16 protein-coding genes are annotated in these 19,805 nt (G+C 54.2%); 9 read left to right on the top strand and 7 right to left on the bottom strand.

Features of this window, described 5'->3' with window-relative positions; all coding sequences use genetic code 11:
* The first annotated feature begins 183 nt into the window (after nucleotides 1–183).
* The 4 genes from LX87_RS08655 to LX87_RS08640 all read left to right on the top strand — a co-directional run bounded on the left by LX87_RS08655 (nucleotide 184) and on the right by LX87_RS08640 (nucleotide 5,533).
* On the top strand, nucleotides 184–3,594 hold the full coding sequence (locus tag LX87_RS08655) for an FG-GAP-like repeat-containing protein (RefSeq protein ID WP_111627818.1): 3,411 nt from the start codon (nucleotides 184–186) through the stop codon (nucleotides 3,592–3,594).
* 243 nt (nucleotides 3,595–3,837) lie between these two features.
* Nucleotides 3,838–4,566: a carbon-nitrogen hydrolase family protein gene (locus tag LX87_RS08650; protein ID WP_111627817.1), complete on the top strand. Its 729-nt coding sequence runs from the start codon at nucleotides 3,838–3,840 to the stop codon at nucleotides 4,564–4,566.
* 13 nt (nucleotides 4,567–4,579) lie between these two features.
* Nucleotides 4,580–4,978: an OsmC family protein gene (locus tag LX87_RS08645; protein ID WP_111627816.1), complete on the top strand. Its 399-nt coding sequence runs from the start codon at nucleotides 4,580–4,582 to the stop codon at nucleotides 4,976–4,978.
* Nucleotides 4,979–5,113: 135 nt separating this feature from the next.
* Nucleotides 5,114–5,533: a DUF4260 domain-containing protein gene (locus tag LX87_RS08640; protein ID WP_111627815.1), complete on the top strand. Its 420-nt coding sequence runs from the start codon at nucleotides 5,114–5,116 to the stop codon at nucleotides 5,531–5,533.
* On the opposite strand, the gene LX87_RS08635 is transcribed toward LX87_RS08640, so the two are convergent.
* The gene (locus LX87_RS08635; protein ID WP_111628335.1) at nucleotides 5,469–6,491 is read right to left on the bottom strand and encodes an AraC family transcriptional regulator; all 1,023 of its coding nucleotides are present in this window, start codon (nucleotides 6,489–6,491) and stop codon (nucleotides 5,469–5,471) included. The two genes, LX87_RS08640 and LX87_RS08635, sit on opposite strands and share 65 nt — an antisense overlap.
* Before the next feature lie 527 nt (nucleotides 6,492–7,018).
* On the opposite strand from LX87_RS08635, the gene LX87_RS08625 reads away from it, so the two are divergent.
* Nucleotides 7,019–8,362 carry a hypothetical protein gene (locus LX87_RS08625; protein ID WP_146624449.1) on the top strand — a complete coding sequence of 448 codons (1,344 nt, stop codon included), beginning with the start codon at nucleotides 7,019–7,021 and terminating at the stop codon, nucleotides 8,360–8,362.
* 80 nt (nucleotides 8,363–8,442) lie between these two features.
* Here the strand turns inward: LX87_RS08625 and LX87_RS08620 are convergent, their stop codons facing one another.
* On the bottom strand, nucleotides 8,443–9,123 hold the full coding sequence (locus tag LX87_RS08620; RefSeq protein WP_111627812.1) for a hypothetical protein: 681 nt from the start codon (nucleotides 9,121–9,123) through the stop codon (nucleotides 8,443–8,445).
* Nucleotides 9,124–9,251: 128 nt separating this feature from the next.
* Nucleotides 9,252–9,767 (bottom strand): DUF2911 domain-containing protein, encoded by a 516-nt coding sequence (locus LX87_RS08615; RefSeq protein ID WP_111627811.1) that lies wholly within the window; start codon nucleotides 9,765–9,767, stop codon nucleotides 9,252–9,254.
* Nucleotides 9,768–9,888: 121 nt separating this feature from the next.
* Here LX87_RS08615 and LX87_RS08610 point away from each other — a divergent pair, with 121 nt between their 5' ends.
* Nucleotides 9,889–11,160 carry a hypothetical protein gene (locus LX87_RS08610; RefSeq protein WP_111627810.1) on the top strand — a complete coding sequence of 424 codons (1,272 nt, stop codon included), beginning with the start codon at nucleotides 9,889–9,891 and terminating at the stop codon, nucleotides 11,158–11,160.
* Here the strand turns inward: LX87_RS08610 and LX87_RS08605 are convergent.
* Complete coding sequence (locus LX87_RS08605) at nucleotides 11,152–11,922, bottom strand: ABC transporter substrate-binding protein (RefSeq protein ID WP_229310596.1); 771 nt, start codon at nucleotides 11,920–11,922, stop codon at nucleotides 11,152–11,154. The two genes, LX87_RS08610 and LX87_RS08605, sit on opposite strands and share 9 nt — an antisense overlap.
* A gap of 178 nt (nucleotides 11,923–12,100) precedes the next feature.
* Between LX87_RS08605 and LX87_RS08600 the strand changes: the two genes are divergently transcribed.
* Nucleotides 12,101–12,880, top strand: coding sequence for a recombination directionality factor (locus LX87_RS08600; RefSeq protein ID WP_111627809.1), 780 nt, complete (start codon nucleotides 12,101–12,103; stop codon nucleotides 12,878–12,880).
* Between the two features lie 4 nt (nucleotides 12,881–12,884).
* Here the strand turns inward: LX87_RS08600 and LX87_RS08595 are convergent, their stop codons facing one another.
* Together LX87_RS08595 and LX87_RS08590 are read right to left on the bottom strand one after the other, a co-directional pair.
* Nucleotides 12,885–13,562 (bottom strand): response regulator transcription factor, encoded by a 678-nt coding sequence (locus tag LX87_RS08595; RefSeq protein WP_111627808.1) that lies wholly within the window; start codon nucleotides 13,560–13,562, stop codon nucleotides 12,885–12,887.
* A gap of 109 nt (nucleotides 13,563–13,671) precedes the next feature.
* Nucleotides 13,672–15,123, bottom strand: a complete 1,452-nt coding sequence (locus LX87_RS08590) for a sensor histidine kinase (RefSeq protein ID WP_111628333.1) — start codon at nucleotides 15,121–15,123, stop codon at nucleotides 13,672–13,674.
* A gap of 138 nt (nucleotides 15,124–15,261) precedes the next feature.
* Between LX87_RS08590 and LX87_RS08585 the strand changes: the two genes are divergently transcribed.
* Nucleotides 15,262–16,089 carry a GLPGLI family protein gene (locus LX87_RS08585; RefSeq protein WP_111627807.1) on the top strand — a complete coding sequence of 276 codons (828 nt, stop codon included), beginning with the start codon at nucleotides 15,262–15,264 and terminating at the stop codon, nucleotides 16,087–16,089.
* A 23-nt stretch (nucleotides 16,090–16,112) separates the two neighbouring features.
* Nucleotides 16,113–18,989, top strand: a complete 2,877-nt coding sequence (locus tag LX87_RS08580) for an outer membrane beta-barrel protein (RefSeq protein WP_111627806.1) — start codon at nucleotides 16,113–16,115, stop codon at nucleotides 18,987–18,989.
* On the opposite strand, the gene LX87_RS08575 is transcribed toward LX87_RS08580, so the two are convergent.
* Nucleotides 18,990–19,784 (bottom strand): DUF2490 domain-containing protein, encoded by a 795-nt coding sequence (locus LX87_RS08575; RefSeq protein WP_111627805.1) that lies wholly within the window; start codon nucleotides 19,782–19,784, stop codon nucleotides 18,990–18,992.
* Nucleotides 19,785–19,805: the final 21 nt, after the last annotated feature.

Here is a 19,805-nt window from a genome sequence, read left to right as displayed (position 1 = left end):
CTGGGGCCGTCCCGCTGACGGCGCTGGCGTATTCCAGCGGTTTTTCGGGCCTGCGTCTTTAATTATCCGAATTTTAAAAATACCGGTTTTATCCTGCTCTCATTGCCCAACACACTAACTGACCCATTCAAACTTAATTCTCTTTCATGATGAATCGTTCACCCGCGTTTACCAATCTCTTTTATGGGAAATCTCCTATCCATGTATCTCCGGCAGGGTTCAACCCATGCGGCCGCTCCCTTCATGGCCTTTTGCGGGCTATTGATCTCCATCCTCACCAGCAGCGCTAGCTGGGGGCAGTGTTTTCAGCCGACCACGGTCGCGTTAAACTATGTCTCGTTCCCGGCGGGAAATTTTCCGTTTTCCGTGGCAAAAGGTGACTTCAACGACGATGGCAGGCTCGATGTGGTCACCGCCAACAGCCGCGCCAGCGATGTGTCCGTGTTATTAAATAACGGCGATGAGAGCTTCGGCCCACCAACCCAATTCAAGGTGGGGGATGCTCCTTTTGCCGTCGTCGTCGGCGATTTTAACACCGATGGCAAGCCCGATCTGGCTACGGCCAATCTGAGTTCCAATACCGTCACGATCCTGTCGGGCAACGGCAACGGCAGCTTTGCCCTCTCTACCACGGTTGCTGTCGGTGAACGACCCGTTGCCCTGACGGTCGGTGACATCAATCAGGACGGTAAACCGGACCTGGCGGTGGCCAATTCGATTTCCAGTATGGTTTCCATCCTCCTGAACCAGGGCAATGGCAGCTTCACAGTTACCCATATTGATGTCGGAAACAGGCCCGTATCGGTTGTCATCGGCGATTTTAATGACGATGACAAACCGGACCTGGCTGCTGCCATCAATGAATCCGGAGCTGTTTCCGTACTGTTAGGTGATGGCACGGGCGGATTCGGGTCAGGAACCTTTGTCGCCAGCATCACCAATATTGGCTTTCTGGCTACCGGCGATTTTAACGGCGATAGCAAGCTCGATCTGGCCGTAACCGCCCCGGATGAGGTTCAGATCCTGCTGGGCACGGGTTTTGGCAGTTTCAACTACGGAGCTTCCAGTTCCGGGAGCGGATTTCGGGAAATCGTGGTTGAGGATATGAACGGCGATAGCAAGCTCGATCTGGTCTTTACCCGAAGCGATACCCAGGAAGTGATGGTGTGGTTCGCCCAAAATGATGGCACCTTCACGCAAACTGCTCTTTATCCATTTAGGACTGGTGCGGGTCCGGCCTCCGTCGTTGCTGGTGATTTTACGGGTGACGGCAAGCTGGATCTCGTTACGGCCAGCGCCCTTTCCAACACCGTCTCACTGCTCAAGGCCCAGCCTAATGGTTCTTTTGGATCCGACGCCAGGAGCCCCCGCGCAGTGACAACCGGTGACTTCAACGGCGATGGAAAGCTGGATCTGGTAACGGCAAACTACACTTCACGTAATGTTACAGTGTTGCTAAGGAAAAGCACAGGTGGCTTTAGCCCACCCGTTAGCTTTAGGGTAAGGCTTAATCCCGTAGCCATCCAGACGGCTGACTTTACAGGCGATGGGAAGCTGGATCTGGCCACCGCCAATAGTGGTTCGAATGATGTCTCGATCCTGACCGGAAATGGCAATGGGACCTTTGACCAGATCGTCAATATTCCCACGGGTGGATCGCCGTCCGATCTGGTCGCAGGCGATTTCAACGGCGATAACAAACCCGATCTGGCCGTGGCCAATTCCAATTCAGACACCGTCTCGGTGCTGCTCAATAACGGCAGTGGCGGCTTTAACCCGGTTACGAATTTTGCCGTAGGTTCCCGCCCCATTGCAATCGTCATGGGGGACTTCAACGGAGACTCCTATCTGGATCTGGTCACCGCCAACGGCAAGAGTTACAGTCTATCGGTCTTACTGGGGAATGGCGATGGTGGCTTTAGCACTAAAGCCACCATCGCCCTAAACGACGGCCCTAAATCCCTGGCGGTTGGCGATGTAGATGGAGATGGCTACCTCGATCTGGCAGCAGGAACAGTGAATGTCAACATATTTTGGGGAGATGGCACTGGCAATTTTACTCCCGGCAACATTTATGCACCCACGAACCAGTACATTGATGCTCTTCTAACCAGCGACTTTAACAACGACAATCAGCTCGACATGGCCGTAGTAAATACAGTCGACCATACGATATCAGTGAGTCTGGGTGGTATCAATGGCACTTATAACCAGTGGACGAACTTCAATGTCGGTGCTTTTCCTACTTCAATCGCCCTGGGGGACTTCAACAGTGACGGTACACCTGATCTGGTCACGGCTAACCGTGGCCTGGATGACGTTACCATCCTGCTTAACTGTACAATTCCGGCAACCAACAACACCGCGCCGACGGTGGTCAATCCCGTTCCGGCTCAAGTCGCCACCCTGGGGCAGGGCTTTACCCTGAACTTAGCCAGCACCTTTACCGATGCCCAGACGCCGAACGATCTCAAATTGTCTGCCGCAGGTCTGCCAGCCGGACTGAGTTTGTCGGGTAAGTCCATCAGTGGTACGCCCTCGGTAGCTGGTGTTTCGACGGTCACCGTGACGGCTACGGACCCCGGCGCGTTGTCGGTCAACGTTACTTTTACCATTACCGTCACTTCGGTTCCAACACCCGCCGGTGCATTTGAAGGTTTTCTGGATAAGGTCGAATGCGAAAGCATCCGGGGCTGGGCCTGGGATGCCAACCAGCCCAACAGTCCCGTCACCCTCGAATTCTTTGCCGACGGAACCAGGCTCGGTACGGCACCGGCCGACATTTTTCGGCCGGATCTGCAAGAGGCCAGAAAGGGTAATGGTGCCCATGCCTACCGGTTTGAAACACCGCAAAGCCTGAAAGACGGAAAAGTGCACGTCATCAGCGCCAGGATTAAAGACACCGATTACGTGCTGAAATGGGCTCCCAAAACGCTGGCCTGCGGTAACGCCAATCCGGACCCGGGCAACCCCGGTGAACCACCGGTCGGCAACGGCTATTACGACGGCTATCTGGACAAGGTGGAGTGCGGCACCATGCGGGGCTGGGCCTGGGATGCCAGTCTCCCCAATAATCCGGTAACCGTGGAATTTCTGGCGGATGGTCAGCCCATCGGTACGGCACCGGCCAACATTTACCGCCCGGATTTGAAGAATGCGAACAAAGGCAACGGAGCCCACGCTTACAGTTTCCCGACACCCGCCAGCCTGAAAGATGGTCAGCCTCACCAGATCAGTGCCCGGATTGCCAACTCTTCGTATACACTTCGCTGGGCCCCCAAAACGCTGACCTGCTCGCCCGGCAGCCGTCTCGCGTTTGATTCACCGGAGAGAAGTACGCTCTGGACGGTAGCGGTTGCGGGCAATCCGGTCGAAGAGGATCAGGTAAACGTCGAAATCCGCCACGCGCAGGGGCAAACCCTACGGCTGGACCTTCTGGACCAGAAAGGCCGGGTGATGACGGGGCGGTGGCTCGACGTACAAACAGCCCGTCAGCAAGCCAGCCTGTCGTTGTTCGGGCAGGCTTCGGGGCTATATCTGTTGCGGGTTTACACGGCGCAGCGGCAGCAGGTGGTCAAAGTGCTTAAGAAATAAAATCAATGCCCCTTCCTGCCTTGCCAGCGCGTAAGGCAGGAAGGGGCATTGACTACCACCGGGGTAACCTACAAGTTGGCCGAAAAACCGCTAATCTGAACTATCGTTTCGTAACCAAACTATGAATCTCACCGATAAACCCAGAGTAAATTATGACGACTTCCGGGATGGAATAAAGCTATTTTTGCGAAATAAGGAGAATATTTTGTAAAATAGCTCTTATTTCATACCGGATTCTGCTTTATGAAAATCTGCGTCGCCCAAACCCGCCCCGTGAAAGGCGATATTTCTCAGAATATCGAAAATCATAAACGATTTATTGACCGGGCCGCTGCTCACAGCGCCGACATCCTCGTTTTCCCCGAACTCTCCATCACCGGCTACGAACCGACACTTGCCAGCGAGCTGGCCACCACACCGGACGATAGCCGGTTTGCGGTTTTTCAGCAACGGAGCGACGCCCATAATCTGACGATTGGCATCGGCGTTCCAACCCGTAACGAAGCGGGTGTCTGCATCACGATGGTGCTATTTCACCCCAGCCAGCCCTGGCAAACGTATTCCAAGCAATACCTCCACGCCGACGAGGAACCCTTTTTTGTCAGTGGGCAGAACGCGTCGGTGGTCATTCGCAACAAACCCGAGGTGGCCCTCGCCATCTGCTACGAACTATCCATTTCCGAGCACGCGGAAACCGCCCACCGAAACGGCGCAACCATTTATCTCGCCAGCGTTGCCAAAACCGCCAGCGGGGTTGAAAAAGCCGCGCAATCGTTGGCGGCTATCGCCCAAACCTATTCCATGACGGTATTGATGGCCAACAGCGTGGGACCAAGTGATGATTTTATTTCGGGCGGAAAAACCGCCATCTGGAACACACGGGGCGACTTGCTCGGCCAGCTTAACGATACCGTTGAAGGAATCCTGCTGCTCGACACCGACACGCAGGAAGTCGTTGTTCAAACACTTTAACCTATCTTCTGCCATGAAACTATCCGCCCGCATCGAAAGCACGTTGAATCAACACGGCATTACCGTCCAGACCAACGGCGCGTCCAAAACCGTCGAGATTGCGCCTAAACCGTCGGGGTACGGCTCGTCCATCAACGGCGGGGAGCTGCTGCTGCTGGCACTGGCGACCTGCTTCTGCAACGACATTTACCGGGAAGCCGCCAAACGCAACCTCACGGTATCGGGCGTAACGGTGGAAGTTACCGGCGAATTCGGGGCCGATGGCGAACCCGGTTCCAACTTTCAGTACAAAGCCCGCGTTACATCGGACGCCCCACCCGCCGAAATCGACGCCCTGATTCGCCATACCGACCAGATCGCCGAAGTCCACAATACGCTTCGTAATGGCCTGAACATCACACTGACGGCGTAAAGTCCACCGGCTTTTAAAACCGGTGGGCAGTCCGTGCACTAATTCGTTTTTCGTCACTATGATTTTCATGTTTGGTCACCCCGGCTCCGGCTTTTTCGGCGGACCTTTGTGTTACACAAAAACACAGATATTGCCATGAAATCGCTTTTAAAACTTGAAGAAGCCGCCCAGTTTGCCCTCGCCCTCGTTCTGTTCAACCAACTGCCTTTTGCCTGGTGGTGGTTTCCGGCCCTGCTTCTGCTGCCCGATCTGAGTATGCTCGGCTACCTCATTAATCCGCGAATCGGGGCTTATGCGTATAATTTTTTCCACCACAAAGCCGTCGCCGTGGCCGTTGGCGTTGTAGGTTTTTTGCTGGCCAGTCAGGTACTCATGCTGACGGGCGTGATGCTGTTCGGACATTCAGCGATGGATCGGCTGTTTGGCTACGGACTGAAATACCCCGACGGGTTTGCCAGCACACATCTGGGCCGCATCGGCAAAAATACCGTCAAGCCGACAGACGAAGAACTTCGGTCCGGTACGCACCGGGTGTCGAGCCCGTCCATTTCTTGAAGGTGCGGTAGAATACGCTGGGTTCGGAGAAGCCCAGCAGGTAGGCAATATCGGTGGTGCTGAAATGCGGTTCGCGGAGGTGGCGGATGGCCAGGTCGTGCCGGACTTCATCCAGCAGTTGCTGGTAGGTAACCCCCTCCTCTTTCAGGTGCAGTTGCAGGGTTCGGACGCCCATCGCCAGCCGGTCGGCCACGGTCGCCAGGGTGGGTTCTTCTCCTTTCAGCAGGGCCACAATTTCGCCCTTCACGCGCCCCACCAGCGCCTGCTCCTGGAGTTTTCGAAGCAGTTCGGCTGCGTGTTGTTCAAAGAGCGGAAACAAGCCGGGGTTAGCGTTTAACACCGGCGCATCCAGCCACGCTATGTCCAGCGCCAACACCGTTTCTTCGGCATCGAACACGGGTTTGACCGGCGCAAAAACCCGTTCGTGTTCGGTGGTGTCGAGTGGTCGCGGATACGCAAACGAAACCGCCGTGGGCGTCAGATGGTGGCCCGTCAGCGCCCGCATAGCCGCCAGATACATCACCATCTCGGAGTTCAGCGCGTGTTCGGGGTAGATAATATCCTCGCAGGTGATGTGCAGTGAAAACCGAAACCGATCTCCCTCCCGCTGCCCCACGGTTTTGATTCCTTCGCAGACAATGGCCTGATACTGACACACTTTCTCAAGAGCTTCGCCCAACGTCGGGCAGTGCATCATGACGTACGCCAGCACCCCCACCGCCGTCGGATTGATCATTTCACCGATGCGAAGGGAGAGGTACGGATCATTGGTTACGGCAATGATTTCGCGCCAGAGTGCCTGCACCGTCCGGATCGGAATCCGCCCGTCGGGGTTGCGCAGAACGGCCGGATCAACGCCTACGGCGCGGCACAAAGCGGCAGAATCAGCGCCTTTCTGCTGAGCCGCAAACAAAACCAGGTTAAAGGACCCGACCGAGAGTGTGTTATTGGTAGCCATCACCACAAAGATACAAGCAAAAACACGGATGTCATAAACTAAAAAAACTAAGTATTTCTCGCTAACTATTTTTTGCCAATTATATTTGCTCACAAAATCAAACATATGAAACACCTTTTACCTATCATTGCGCTTCTCCCCCTCGCCGTAACTGCACAGAAAGTTGACAAAACCGTTTCCGTTCAGTATGCCGATTTTTTAAAAACAGCCCATAAGCCCACCGTTGCCGCGGTTAGCTTTGATCCAGCGACCCAACTTGTTCAGCTATACGGCTGGCACCCCCTGGTAGGCCGACTGAAGGAGATAACCCCAAAGGGCGATAAAAAACCAGTGGCAGTCAGGAACCCAAAAAGAAAGGCGGAGGACTGCTGGGTGCCTTGAACAGGGCGACTGAAGCGAGCAATAAGCTCAGTGACGCCATAGGTATTAGTACGCTTGAAGGAAAACACGAATATTACGGTGCGCCACTGCTTAGCGCCCGGACTGTGGACCTGAAAACCGGACAAGTTACCAACGGCCCTCGCGAAATGATCTCCCAAAACGCTCTGGAGCAAGGCAAAACGTACGAATGGGAAAGTGTTGGGATGCTGGATCAGGGTGTACCCGCCAAAATGGCCGTCACGCTTGACATTAACCAAGTGAGCCAGAAATACCCGTCCCTGTCGTTTAAACAGGGCGCCATGCCCATAGCGCCCACGGAGTACGATATCGTTTTGGAAAGCGACGGATTACTTAGTTATAAAAACGCACGGTGCTACCTGACGACAAACCAACTTTCCCTGATGACCGAAGCCAACCTGGGTAAGTTGGGGGTCAGTACGGCAACGCAGCCGTTGCGGAAAGAGGAAGCCGTTCAGCAGTTACCCAAAATGTTGCCAACGCACGTGAAGGTCCTTGAATTGCCCAATGTCCTGCTGGGGCTGGTAGCGGGTCTGGACGAAAACGACAAGTGGAGCGAGAACAAACAGTTCAAATTAATTCAGTTTGACCCGACCGGCAAAGTCCTGAAGAAAACCGACCTGACCTTTGAGTTTGTACGGAATGTGGCGTTTGCCGATGTGGTCCGGGACCGGGATGGTCAACCGAAAGGGGCCTTGTACATTTTTTCAGGGCTGCTTTCCACGGCGGGCAAGAAACACCGCGATCCGGTCGAAAACCGGTTCAACGTCGTTTACGTCGGTCTGGATGGCGACGTTCAATACCGCTATGATCTGGAGTACGGCGATCCCGATAATCGGCGGGGTCTGAACCCTATTTTGGCGCTGGAAGAGAATGGTCAGGTGAACCTGCTTTCCGTCAATCTCAATAAGAACCTCAAGCCGGTTATTGAAAAAATAACGCTTAATGAAAAAGGAAAAGTGGCAGCGGTGCCGGTGACGATGCCGTTAAAAGGCAACAGCATGGATTATTTTATAGGTATGAATCCGAACCGTCAGTTGACCCGGATCAACGGCAACATCTGCTACATCACCCAGAAAGCCGAATCGCACGAAACCCCATCCCCAACCGGTATTGGCAAGCTGACCACATGGACGTACGGTCCTGTTCATGTCCTGCTTCTGAAACCGGACTTTTCGCTGCTGTCGGCTGGCATGATTCCCCTGGCGCCTTCGGCCAGCCCGGCCCAAATTGAGGCCATCCCTTCCGCCGATGGCGCTCCCCGCCTGCTGGTGACCACCGCCCACGGCAACCAGTTTGTCACCCTGAGCGAAACGCCCGTCGTCACGAACGTAACCCCCAAAGGCGGTATTGTCCCGGCAACGATGACGCAGCGGCCCAACTACGTGTGGAATGCAAGTGAGCAGAAGTATATCTTCGTCTACGAAACCACCAAGCTGGGTGAAGCCAGGCTTGTGGAGGTGTCCCTTTAACGAGTCAAAAGCCAAAGCAATAAAAAGGGCCTGTAATTTTGCAGGCCCTTTTTATTGGCATAAACACTATACCCTAACCCTCATGGCGGGGTGATGGTCAGGTTGGCAAAATCGCCCCCAGACGTTGCACCGACCCATAATCCGACGTTCCCTTCCCGGTGGTCGCTCAGCTTCCTGACGGTCAGACTGGGCGTGGCGTTATCGTTGACAAACACCCGAATGGTTTCGTTGTCGACCACAATTCGGGCGTGAAACCAGTCGTTCGGGTCGGGGGCCGGGTCAATGCCTTTTTCGTATTGGTCGGGAAACTCCTTGCGCAAAACGGGCCAGTCGTGTTTCGGCAGCGAAATATACTGCACGGCATGAACCCGCCGAACCGGATCAGCAGACCGGAAATTGAATGGCCGGAAGTAAACCGCGTCGTAATTCCGTTCGCCGGAACCGTGAAAGGCAATTCCGACAAAACTCCGCTGCAAAATATCTCTGCCCCGTATATCCACGTCAATCGTTCCCTGACTGAAGGTCGTGTTGGGCAGCCAGGCCACGCCTTCATTTGCATCCGGTTTTTCGTCCAGCCGAACGCCCTGCCGGTTTCCGTCCGTCAGCACCTGCAACGTCCGGTTTTCGAGTCGGAAGCCGTTTTGTTTCGCTAACGCGACGAGATTGATCACGCTATCTTTTTTCTGAGCACTAGCCAGTGGGAGGCTGAGCAGTGTAACCGCCCATAAAGCGAGTATGTATTTGTTGTTACGGTTTTTCATTGTAAAGAATTGGATCATTAACCAGCCTACAGAGTTCTGTCTGCCCACTGGCACTGGCCGACGATGGCCACCCGCCTGAACAGCGAAAAAGAAGGCTGTGGCGACAGGGTTCGGTTTGACTGAAACGGTTACTTCACGTTAAAATCAACTTTTGTATCGGCCCAGGCCAGCGAAACAACGCCATTCGGTGTGATATCGATGGTGAATTTTTCCTGAAAAGCGGGTGCTTTTCGGGCCGGAACCGTCACACGCAGAACGTCCTCATTCTGCTTGTAGCTGAAGGCACCCCACTTGATGGTTTTGTTTAGAATGATCGTCCAGTCTTTTTCGCCGGGAATGGTAAACAGGGCGTATTTGCCTTTCGCCACCGGCTTGCCTTCCAGTGTAACGTCGTCGGAAAACTCGATGGTCGTCGTTTCGTTTGCACCGGTTCGCCAGACCTGCCCGGCGGGGGCTACCTTGCCGGCGGGGTCCCAGACGTTCCGGCCTTTTACCGACGGCTGGCTGTAGTCGATTGTGACGGTTTTGCCGCCCACGGTTTGCCGGGCCTGCGCGGGCGGGCTGGGCCGTTTGGACTTGTCATCCTGCGCAAACGTCACTTGAGCAATCAGCAGTAATGTTGTGAAAATGAGCATTTTTTTCATGATGGTTTACGTAACTTTGGTTGAAAGGAATAATGGACCGGACAAAGGTGCAGAAAACCGCTAAAAGTTGAAACGTCGGCCCTTGTTCAAATCTGTTCAAGTTGATTCACGCTGATTATCAATGCACTCGGAAGACGACAATTTGCAGCAGTGCCGGTCGCTGATCGAAGAAAAATTAGGCTGGGGCGCTGGCCAGCAGTGGCAGAACGGGGATTTCGAAGCCCTGAGCGAACGCATTTTTGCCGAAACGGGCGTTTCCCTCAGCGTCAGCACCCTGAAACGAATCTGGGGCAAAGTCCGCTACGACAGTGCGCCCACGGCCACGACGCTCAACACCCTGGCGCAGTTTGTGGGCTACCAGAACTGGCGGTCGTTTAGGCAACCGGCTCCGGCCGTCCATACCGTCGAACCCGTTCGTTCCGCTCCCGAACCACCCGTTCGGGTTGCGCCAAACCGTTTGCCCGCCAGCCGCTGGCCGTGGGTGATCGGGCTATTGTTCGTGGCGGGACTAGTCGGCATCTGGGCCTTTCAGAACCGGGTCAAACCGTTAGAATACGGCGCCATTTCGTTTAGCAGCCGACCGGTGACCCGGGGACTCCCCAACACGGTTTTGTTTGATTATGACGCGGGCGATTCCAATGCCGACAGTGTTTTTATTCAGCAGAGCTGGAATCCGAAGTTGCGGTTTCGGGTCGAAAAAGGCGGTCACCATTACGCCAGCACGTATTATTACCCCGGTTATTTTCGCGCCAAACTCGTGATGAACGATTCCATTGTAAAGGAACACGACCTTTACATCACGACCGACGGCTGGCTTGGCACAATCAACTACGACTCGATTCCGGTTTACTTTCCGCACCAACAGATTTACCGCCATAAAACCGTCGCCCTGACCGAAGCCGACCTGAGCGGGCAGGGCATCAACCTCCAGCAAACCGTTCCTTCGGTCAGCCTGCATTACGTTCAGCCGCTGGGCGACGTATCGGGCCGTAATTTTGTGTTTGAAACCGAATTGAAAAGCACCTTCAACCGCAACGAAGCCGTGTGTCAGCAGACCGGCATTATGCTGTTGTGCTCTAACGGTATGCACTTTATTCCTCTCTCCGTCAAGGGCTGCGTAGGCCAGCTGACGCTGTCGTTTGCCGGAACTTCGGTTTCGGGCAAAACCAACGACCTCTCCGGTTTCGGCGTCGATTTCTCGGATTGGGTGCGGATGCGCTGCGAAGTAAAAGACAAACGGGTGACGGTTTTGGTAAACGGCCAGCGGGCGTACGAAGGGCCAGTTGATGGCAATCCGGGCAAGATTGTCGGCGTTCGCTATTATTTTCAGGGAACGGGAGCCATTAAATCTGCCCGCATCTCCGATGGCAAAACCCGGACGGTTTTACTGTAAACCAAGTTTTTGCCGCAATTTCAGCATGTAGTCAGCGGCTTTCAGCATCCGGCTGCCGTACCAGCTAAACAACTCGCCATCAACGAGCAGCACCCGCGCCGTCGGGCAGATTTGCTTTAATTCGCTCTGGTGTTTCTCCGCAAAGGGGTACGGTTCTGACGACAGAAAAATCAGGTCGGGCCGGGCGGTTTGCAGATCGGTTTCGGAAATTTCGGGATAGCGACTCCGTTCGGCAAACGCATTCCGAAAACCGGCCATTTCCAGCATGGAATGAATAAAGGTATCATTGGCCGCCACCATATACGGTTTTCGCCAGATAAAATAGGCCACGGTTGGCCCGGAACGGTTATCCGCCGGACGAAAACCATGGAACGAAGCGGCAATCTGCTCCGCCATCCGCCCGGCTTCCGACCCACGCCCCACCCGATTCCCCACCTCCCGAATCATCGCCAGCGCGTCGGTAACGGTCTGCATATCGGTGATGTGAACAGGGTAATGCCGCTGCAATTCTTCCATTTGTTCGCGGGTATTTTCTTCCTTGTTGGCGAGGATAAAATCCGGTTTCAGGGCATGAATCCGGTCGAGGTGCAGCGTTTTGGTGCCGCCCACAACGGTTTTACGCTTGACTTTATCGCCCGGATGAACGCAGAACTTCGTAACGCCCACAATTTCCTGATCCAGTCCCAGATCAAAGAGCAGTTCGGTTTGGGAGGGCACCACGGAAATGATGCGCTGGGGCGGTTTGTTTTGTATATCCTGCACTTTTTTACCAGACGAAAAATCATGAAACCCGCCTTTCTCAGCGTAATGCCAGCCAACGACACGCGTTTATAAACCTGAAAACGGATTGAACAAGCCAAAATTACGTTCTATTCTAATATGAGGGTTCCTTTTGTCCGAATGCCTATATTTGTCCATAGAATCGAATGTAAACAACACGATGCGTATTCAATCGGACAGCAACCCATCGCAGCCGTCGGCGCTGACGGAATTAGGACGAATTGCCGTAGGGGAGAAAGTGGAGCGGTCAGGTCAGGTTGTCCCCAGCAGCATTGACAGTTTTCGGATCCGCGGGGATCATGCGGAAGTTGTCCATAAAATGTACGGCGAAACCATCAACGAACTTCCCATTCTGTTTTATTCCGATCAGGAGGAAATTGTTTGTAACGAACGGCTGGAAATTCGGACCATCGATGGCAAGCTCTTCGGCTACGGCGACAACCATACCTTTCATATCTGGAACGACGAACTGAAAAAATACGCCGTCACTACTACCGAACGACGTCCGCAGATCAAGGACGAAACCGTTGCATTTTTGCAGAAGAACCTGCATCCGTCCAAAGCCAAACTCATCCGGTGGTTGCCGGTGCTGACCCTGCGGTTTGTGATTCGGGAAATACCGCTGCTGGGCTACTGGCAATTCAGCACCCGGGCCGTCCAGACAACCATTCCGAACCTGCGTAATAAATTCGATGAATACAAAAAACTATTCGGCAGTGTGCAGTATCTGCCGTTTCTGCTGAAAGTCAAGAAGGTAAAATCCAATAAACCAGGCATGGTGTATCAGTATCCGATTGTGGATCTGGTGCCGCAGTTTTCGTTTGAAACCGCCCACCGTCTGGCCCGTTACCTCCGCGAAAACCCGAATGCCGACGCCAGCCACTGGTTGAGCGAACAGGGTGCCTCATCCCAACTCCCTTCGGCGGAGGAAGGGGCCTGAAACTTCACACAATCAGCTTATACCCAATTCCCCGCACATTCACAATCTGCACCTGCGGGTCGTCTTTCAGATACCGACGCAAACGGGTGATAAACACGTCGAGGCTCCGGCCATTGAAAAAACTGTCGTCACCCCACAGGTCGAGCAGCACGGCGGAGCGTTCCAGCACCTGATTGCGTTGCTCATAAAGCCGCTTCAACAGCTCGGCTTCGCGGTGCGACATCGGTATTTCCTTTCCGTCCAACGCCAGTTTCTGTTTGGGATAATCGAACTGGTACTTTCCAATCGGCAAGCGATCCGGTGCAGCCGGGCGGACCGTCCGGTTGCGGTTCAGGAGGGCTTTGATCCGGACAATCAGCTCGTCGATGCTGAACGGTTTTTTGAGGTAATCGTTGCCGCCCAACTCAAAACCGCGCACTACATCGGCGGTCTGCGAACGGGCCGTCAGGAAGATAATCGGAACGTCGGGGTCGGTTTGTCGGATGCGCCCGGCCAGCGAAAAACCGTCGAGTCTGGGCATCATCACGTCGGCCACCACCGCATCGGGCTGGTGTTCCCGAAACAACGTATATCCCTCCTCGCCATCGGCGGCATACAGGACCGTAAAACCCCGGGCTTCCAGGCTGTCGCGGACAATCATGCCCAGGGAGAGTTCATCTTCGATTAAAAGTAGGGTTGGCATATTTTCAGGAGAGCTATTTCGCGAAGTTTAGCGGAGGTTTTTCAGAGGAAAGCGGAGTCTACCTAGCTCTTTTACGCTCCGCTCAACGCTGCGAAATGCCCTTAAATTGCTAATTCGGAATCCAGATCACAAATTCACTCCCGCGCCCCGGTTCGCTCGACACCTCAATGCGCCCGCCGTGTTTCTCAACCACTTGCCGGACATACGAGAGCCCCAGTCCAAACCCCTTGACCGGATGCAGGTTCCCGGTTGGAACCCGGAAAAACCGGTCGAAGATGGCTTCGTGGTAGGCTTTCGGAATGCCGTTACCGTTGTCCTGCACCGATAGTTGCCAGCCCTGCGCATCAATGCGGCTCCTGATCTGAATCCGAACCGAATCCGGCGAATAGTTGATGGCATTATCAATCAGGTTGTTGATCGCGTTGCCGATGTGCAGCCGGTCGGCCCGGACGGGAGCGTTTTCCGGCTCACCCGACACGTCAATCTCCACAGACTTGGCCGAAACGCCGGACCGCGCTTTCAATTGATGATTTTCAACCACTTCCTGAATCAGTTCGGCGGGGTTGAGCCATTCGCGGTGCAGTTCCAGTTCCTTCTTTTCCTCAACCGCCATGTTCAGCACCTTCTCCACCAGATCGGATAGCCGTTGCAGTTCATTTCTCGAAATACCCAGATACGCCTGCGTTTTTGCCGCATCGTTCAGTGCGCCAAAATGCTGGAGGGCTTCCACAGCCGCTGATACCGTGGCGATAGGCGTTTTTAGCTCGTGGGTCATGTTGTTGATGAAATCGTTCTTGATTTCCGACAGCTTTTTCTGCCTCAGAATCGTCGAAAGCATGTAAAGGAAGCACCAGGTTGTCAGGGCCAGCAACAATGCCGACCCCACCAGCGGCCAACTCATCTTTCGCAGAATATAACCCGCCGGACTGGCAAACGACGCTTGCAGAAACTGATTTTTAACCGGATTAATCGGCATGGGCGGGGTTTTGACGGGCCATTCGGGGCTCGCCTGAGTTTCCATCTGCTTCCGGAACAGCTCCGGTTTCAACTGAATCGTGTCCAGTTGGTAAACCACGTCCACATCCCGCAGCCGCAGATCCGCCCGGTAGGTTGAATCAAACTTTTTCAGGTCGAAACGGTGTCCGCCCATCCAGTCGACGATGAGCCGGTCGGAAATTTTCCGGGCCAGGGTGTCAATGAAAATTCGGTTGCCGGATTGCCGCAGCACCCGCACGTTTATTCTGGACCCGTTCGTCCGCACGTAAATACTGTCTCTCAGATGGTTAACAACAAGGCGTTCTTCCGCGGCATCGTCCGGCTCCCGCTCCCGAAAACGGAACCGCCAACGCTTTTTGCCATCCGGCGTTTCGCCCTGAAACAACTGCTGGGCGTCGTTAAACTGCTGTTTTTCGACGGCCGAGATAAACGCCCCCCGAACCGCCCGCCGAAACTGCTGTTCATGAAGCTGATAGCTGGTATAAAGCCAATACCCCTGAAAAGCCACGACGCCCAGGATACAAACCGTCATCAGAACAAAGATCGACCGAATGCGCTGTTTCATATCCGTCAAAAATACCAGCTTTTCCGGTGGCTTCCCAAAGCCGTTAACACTACTTAACACTAAATAACAGTGCTTTACAAGCCCGCCCTGCATCTTTGCTTCGTCCTTTTTGTAACCCAGTTTTCCATCTAATTTCGTATGAAACCGTTTCAATTCGTCGTTAGTGTTCTCACGGGCCTGAGTCTGGTCGGCCAGACGGCTTTTGCCCAGCCCCAATCCGGCCGGATTACGTATGAAGTCATGCAAAAGGTTGACCTTTCGCAACTGCGGATTGTAATCAATGGGCAGGAAATCCGGCCCGGTAGCGCCGACGCCCCCGCCGTTGACATCCCCGAAACCCGGTCGTTTACGCAGTATTTTATTTTTTCCGGTAACTACGGCAAGGAAGAACAGGACCGCAACACGGGCGGAATGGTGGTCCGGCAGTTTAGGCAGGATGGCGGACCGGGTGGCCCTGGCGGTCCGGAAGGGCGCGAAAACCGGAATGTCAATGGCCGCCCCTTTGAGCGGACGGTCTTTCTGGACCTCGCTGCGCAAAAAACCGTTGAAGTAGTAACCATCCGAAAAGATTCGGTAACGAAACAGTACCAGACCGAACTCCCCCTGAAACGGGAAACCGGCTGGCAGCCATCCGGCAAAACAAAAAAAATTGCGGGTTATACCTGCCAGAAAGCAACGGTTCCGTTCCGAAACCTGACTTATACAGTATGGTACACCACCGAATTGCCGTTTACGTACTCGCCCATCCCGGGTCTGACGCCCGAAAAGGGTGTGGTCCTGCAAATTGAGAGCGATAATGAAGCGTACAAAGCAACAAAAATTGCGGAGGGGAGCGTTACGGAAAGAGACGTAATGCCGCCCAAAGACGCTCAGGTGGTAACATCCGATGAACTGAACACGATCCGGCAGAAAGCCATGGCCGACATGCGCCAGAAAATGATGAACGAATTTCAGAACCGTAACTAATTAACCGAAATCCATTCCCTCGTATGCGTCCACTTCTCTCCCTCCTCCTGCTGCTGGTCGGCTTCACAACTGCGGTTGCCCAATCGCAGGTGCGGGGCGTCGTGGTAGATTCGGCCACCCGCAAACCCCTGATGGAAGCCACGGTTTCGCTGCTGTCGGCGCGGGATTCATCGGTGGTTACCTTTATGATTACCAACGGAGACGGGGCGTTCGCGTTCAGCAAGGTGGCCGTCGGCACGTACCGGATTCTGATCTCTTACGTCGGCTACCGCAGTCAGTCAAAGCGCATTTCGGTCACTGCCGACAAGCCGACGCTCGACGCCGGAACGTTTGAACTGACCGCTCAGGCCGTTAATCTGAACGAAGTCATTGTGAAGCAGGAAGGTCCGCCGATTACGATTAAGCAGGATACCGTCGAGTTCAACGCCGGGTCGTTCAAAACCCAGCCGAATGCGATGGTGGAGAACATGCTGAAAAAACTGCCGGGCGTGGAGGTAGACCGCGACGGCACGATCAAGGCGCAGGGGCAGGAAGTGAAAAAAGTGCTGGTGGACGGCAAACCGTTCTTCGGCGACGACCCCAAAATGGCGACCCGCAACCTGCCAGCCGACATCATCGACAAGATTCAGCTCTACGATCAGCAGTCCGATCAGGCCCAGTTTACGGGCATCGACGACGGCGACCGGAACAAAACCATCAACCTGGTTACGAAAAAAAACAAACGCAAGGGGTATTTTGGGCAGCAGTCGATTGGTGCCGGACCCAACGAAACCAGCGATGCCATCCGGTATGGCGCCCGGCTGAACCTGAACCGCTTTAACGGTGAGCAACAGATTTCGCTGGTCGGTCAGGCCAACAACGTCAATTCGCAGGGCTTTACCGGGCAGAGCATTTTCGGCGGTGGGGCCGGGCTGGGCGCTAATTTTGGCGGGGGCGGTATCATCGCAGCGGGTGGGCGTGGTGGAAGAAGCGGAGGTGGTTTTGGAGGCAGCTCGAATGCCATTACCCGGACGCTGGCCGGTGGTCTGAACTACCGCGACGCCTGGGGCAAGAAAGCCGACCTGTCTGCCAGCTATTTTCTGAACGATCTCAACACCATCACCGATCAGCAAAGCCGCCGGCAGTATGCCCTGCCCGACACCTCCTATCAGGTCAATCAGAACAGCACCTCGCGCAACCAGACCACCAGCCACCGGTTTAACATGCGGTTTACCTACCGGATTGACTCGATGACGACGCTGCGGATTGAGCCGGGTTTTACGGTACAGAACTCCTTGTTCCAGAGCCTTAACCAATCCCGGACGCTGACCAGTGACGCCATCGGTACGGGCGGCCCGGTGGATTCGACGAACCTGATTAACACGAGTAATACACGGTATAACTCGACCGGCAACGGTATTTCGGGCAACAACAACGCCCTGCTGATGCGGAAATTCAACCGCAAAGGCCGCACCCTGTCACTCAACTGGAACATGGTTATTAACAATCAGAACACGGACGGTATTAACCAATCAACCAACGCGTTTTTCGGGGAAACCGGCGGGAGGAACCAGAACATCAATCAGCGCAATGAGCAGAGCCGTCGGTCGGTTACCAATACCGTGAATCTGGCTTACACCGAACCGTTGTCGCTGAGCAAATCGCTGGAATTTCACTACAATTATTCCCTTAACCGCAACACTTCCGACCGAACGGTAAACAACTACGATGAATCCACCGGCACCTACACGGTTTTCAACCCGGCCCTGAGTAATAACTTTGTCAATACCTACCAGACCAACCGCCTGGGGTCGACGCTACAAACGAAGCGATTGAAATATACCTACGCCGTCGGTTTCGACGTACAACAGGCGAACCTCCGAAGCAATAATCAGACAACGGATACAGAATTACGCAAAAGCTTCACGAACGTGCTGCCCAACGCGATGGTTACGTATACCTTCAGCAAAAGCCGTACGCTCCGGTTTATGTATCGCAGCCGGACCAACGCACCGTCCGTCTCGCAGCTACAACCCGTGCCGGATAACACCAACCCGCTGAACATCCGGCTGGGCAATCCGAATCTGAAACAGGAGTTTACCCATACCGTTTCGCTCAATTACAACAACTTCCAGCAGACCACCTTCCGCTCGGTATTTGCAATGCTGAACGCCAGCCAGACAAACAACAAAATCGTCAACGCCACTTCATTTAACAACCAGGGGGCGCAAACCACCCAGCCGGTCAACACCAACGGCTATTACAACATGAACGCGTTTCTGGCGCTCGGTCGGCGGATTCAGCCGTTGAAAGCCAATGTTAACCTGACGAGTAATGTTAATTTCAACCGGGGTGTCAGTCTGGTCAACAACCAGACCAACCGCTCGCATCACTGGACACTCAGCCAGGGTGCCCGGATCAACTCGAACTTTGACGAAAAACTGGAGTTTGGCCTCAGCGGAAACATTAGTTATCAGACAGCATTATACTCGCTCCAGTCGTCGCAGAACACCGAGTTTTTCAACAAATCGCTGAGCGGTGATCTGTATTATCAATTACCGTTTCGGCTGGTTTTTACGACCGATATAACCTACAATAATTATTCGGGTAAATCGGCGGGGTCGGTGCAGAACTTTGCGCTCTGGAACGTGGCCTTAACGCGGCAGTTCTTCAAAAATAAACAGGGCGAATTACGGTTACAGGTATACGACCTGCTGAATCAGAACCGGAGCATCAACCGCAATGTCACGGAAACCTACACCGAAGAAATGACCAGCCGGGTGCTGAACCGGTATTTCATGCTTAGTTTTACGTATAACCTGCGCCGGTTTGGCAGCGGTCCGCAAGGGCGTTCAAACCGGCAGGAACGCGGCCAGTATGATCCGCAACGAGGCATGCCGCGTCCGGGAAGACGGAATTGATCAGTCGGTCTGCGACGGCAGTTTACTGGACGAACCGGTATTTTTGCCCTGCCCGATCCGGTACGTCAGTGACAGCAGAATGTTGTTTTTTCCGGCGGCCGACTGGGGCGAAAAAACGCCTTTCTCGAAACTCGCCGGGCTGTAGTTGGTCTGGTTGACCCACCCCGCCTGCACAATCCAGTGTTTATCGACCTGGTAGCCAATACCGGCATACACCCGGTTACGCTCGAAGGTCGGCCCTTTGGGGTTAATGAAAATCTCGTCGAAAAGCGACAGAAAAGCCGTTTTGGCCGTGATGGTAGGTTTGTTGAGCGGCACGAACGCATTCAGCCGGTACCGAATCCGGTTGCGGAACGGCGTGGAACCGTCGCGGTAGGTAAACCAGCGTTGTTCGATGCGATACCGCTGCTCGAACTTGATCCGGGAAAGATGCTGATTGATTACCAGTTGCTGCCAAAGTCGTTTTTCGGTGTTGAGCGGACCGTCCGAAAGCTGGCGGTAATCGTAGGTGGCGTAGTGACCACCCGCCAGTGTAAAGGTAAAATACGGGCTTGCATCGTAACTGAGCCCCCCCTTTAATTCGCGGTAAAAAAACTGCCGCATGACGGAATTTCCCCGCGTCTGCACTTCGGCGAAACCGCCCCATTTGTCACTGCCGCCCGGCACCTGAACGGTACCGATAAACCAGGTTCCCCAAGGCGATGATGGCGTGAGCGAAGTTTGAGCAAAAGATGTCGAACGGGAAATTAAAAACAGACTGATAGTCAAACCAATAACGACGAAAAGCCGCTTCATACAAACGATTAAATTGAGTGT

Source organism: Larkinella arboricola (assembly GCF_003259745.1).
Classification (GTDB): domain Bacteria; phylum Bacteroidota; class Bacteroidia; order Cytophagales; family Spirosomataceae; genus Larkinella; species Larkinella arboricola.
The sequence above is the reverse complement of the archived record's forward strand: the minus strand, read 5'-3'. Positions and strand labels throughout refer to the sequence as shown.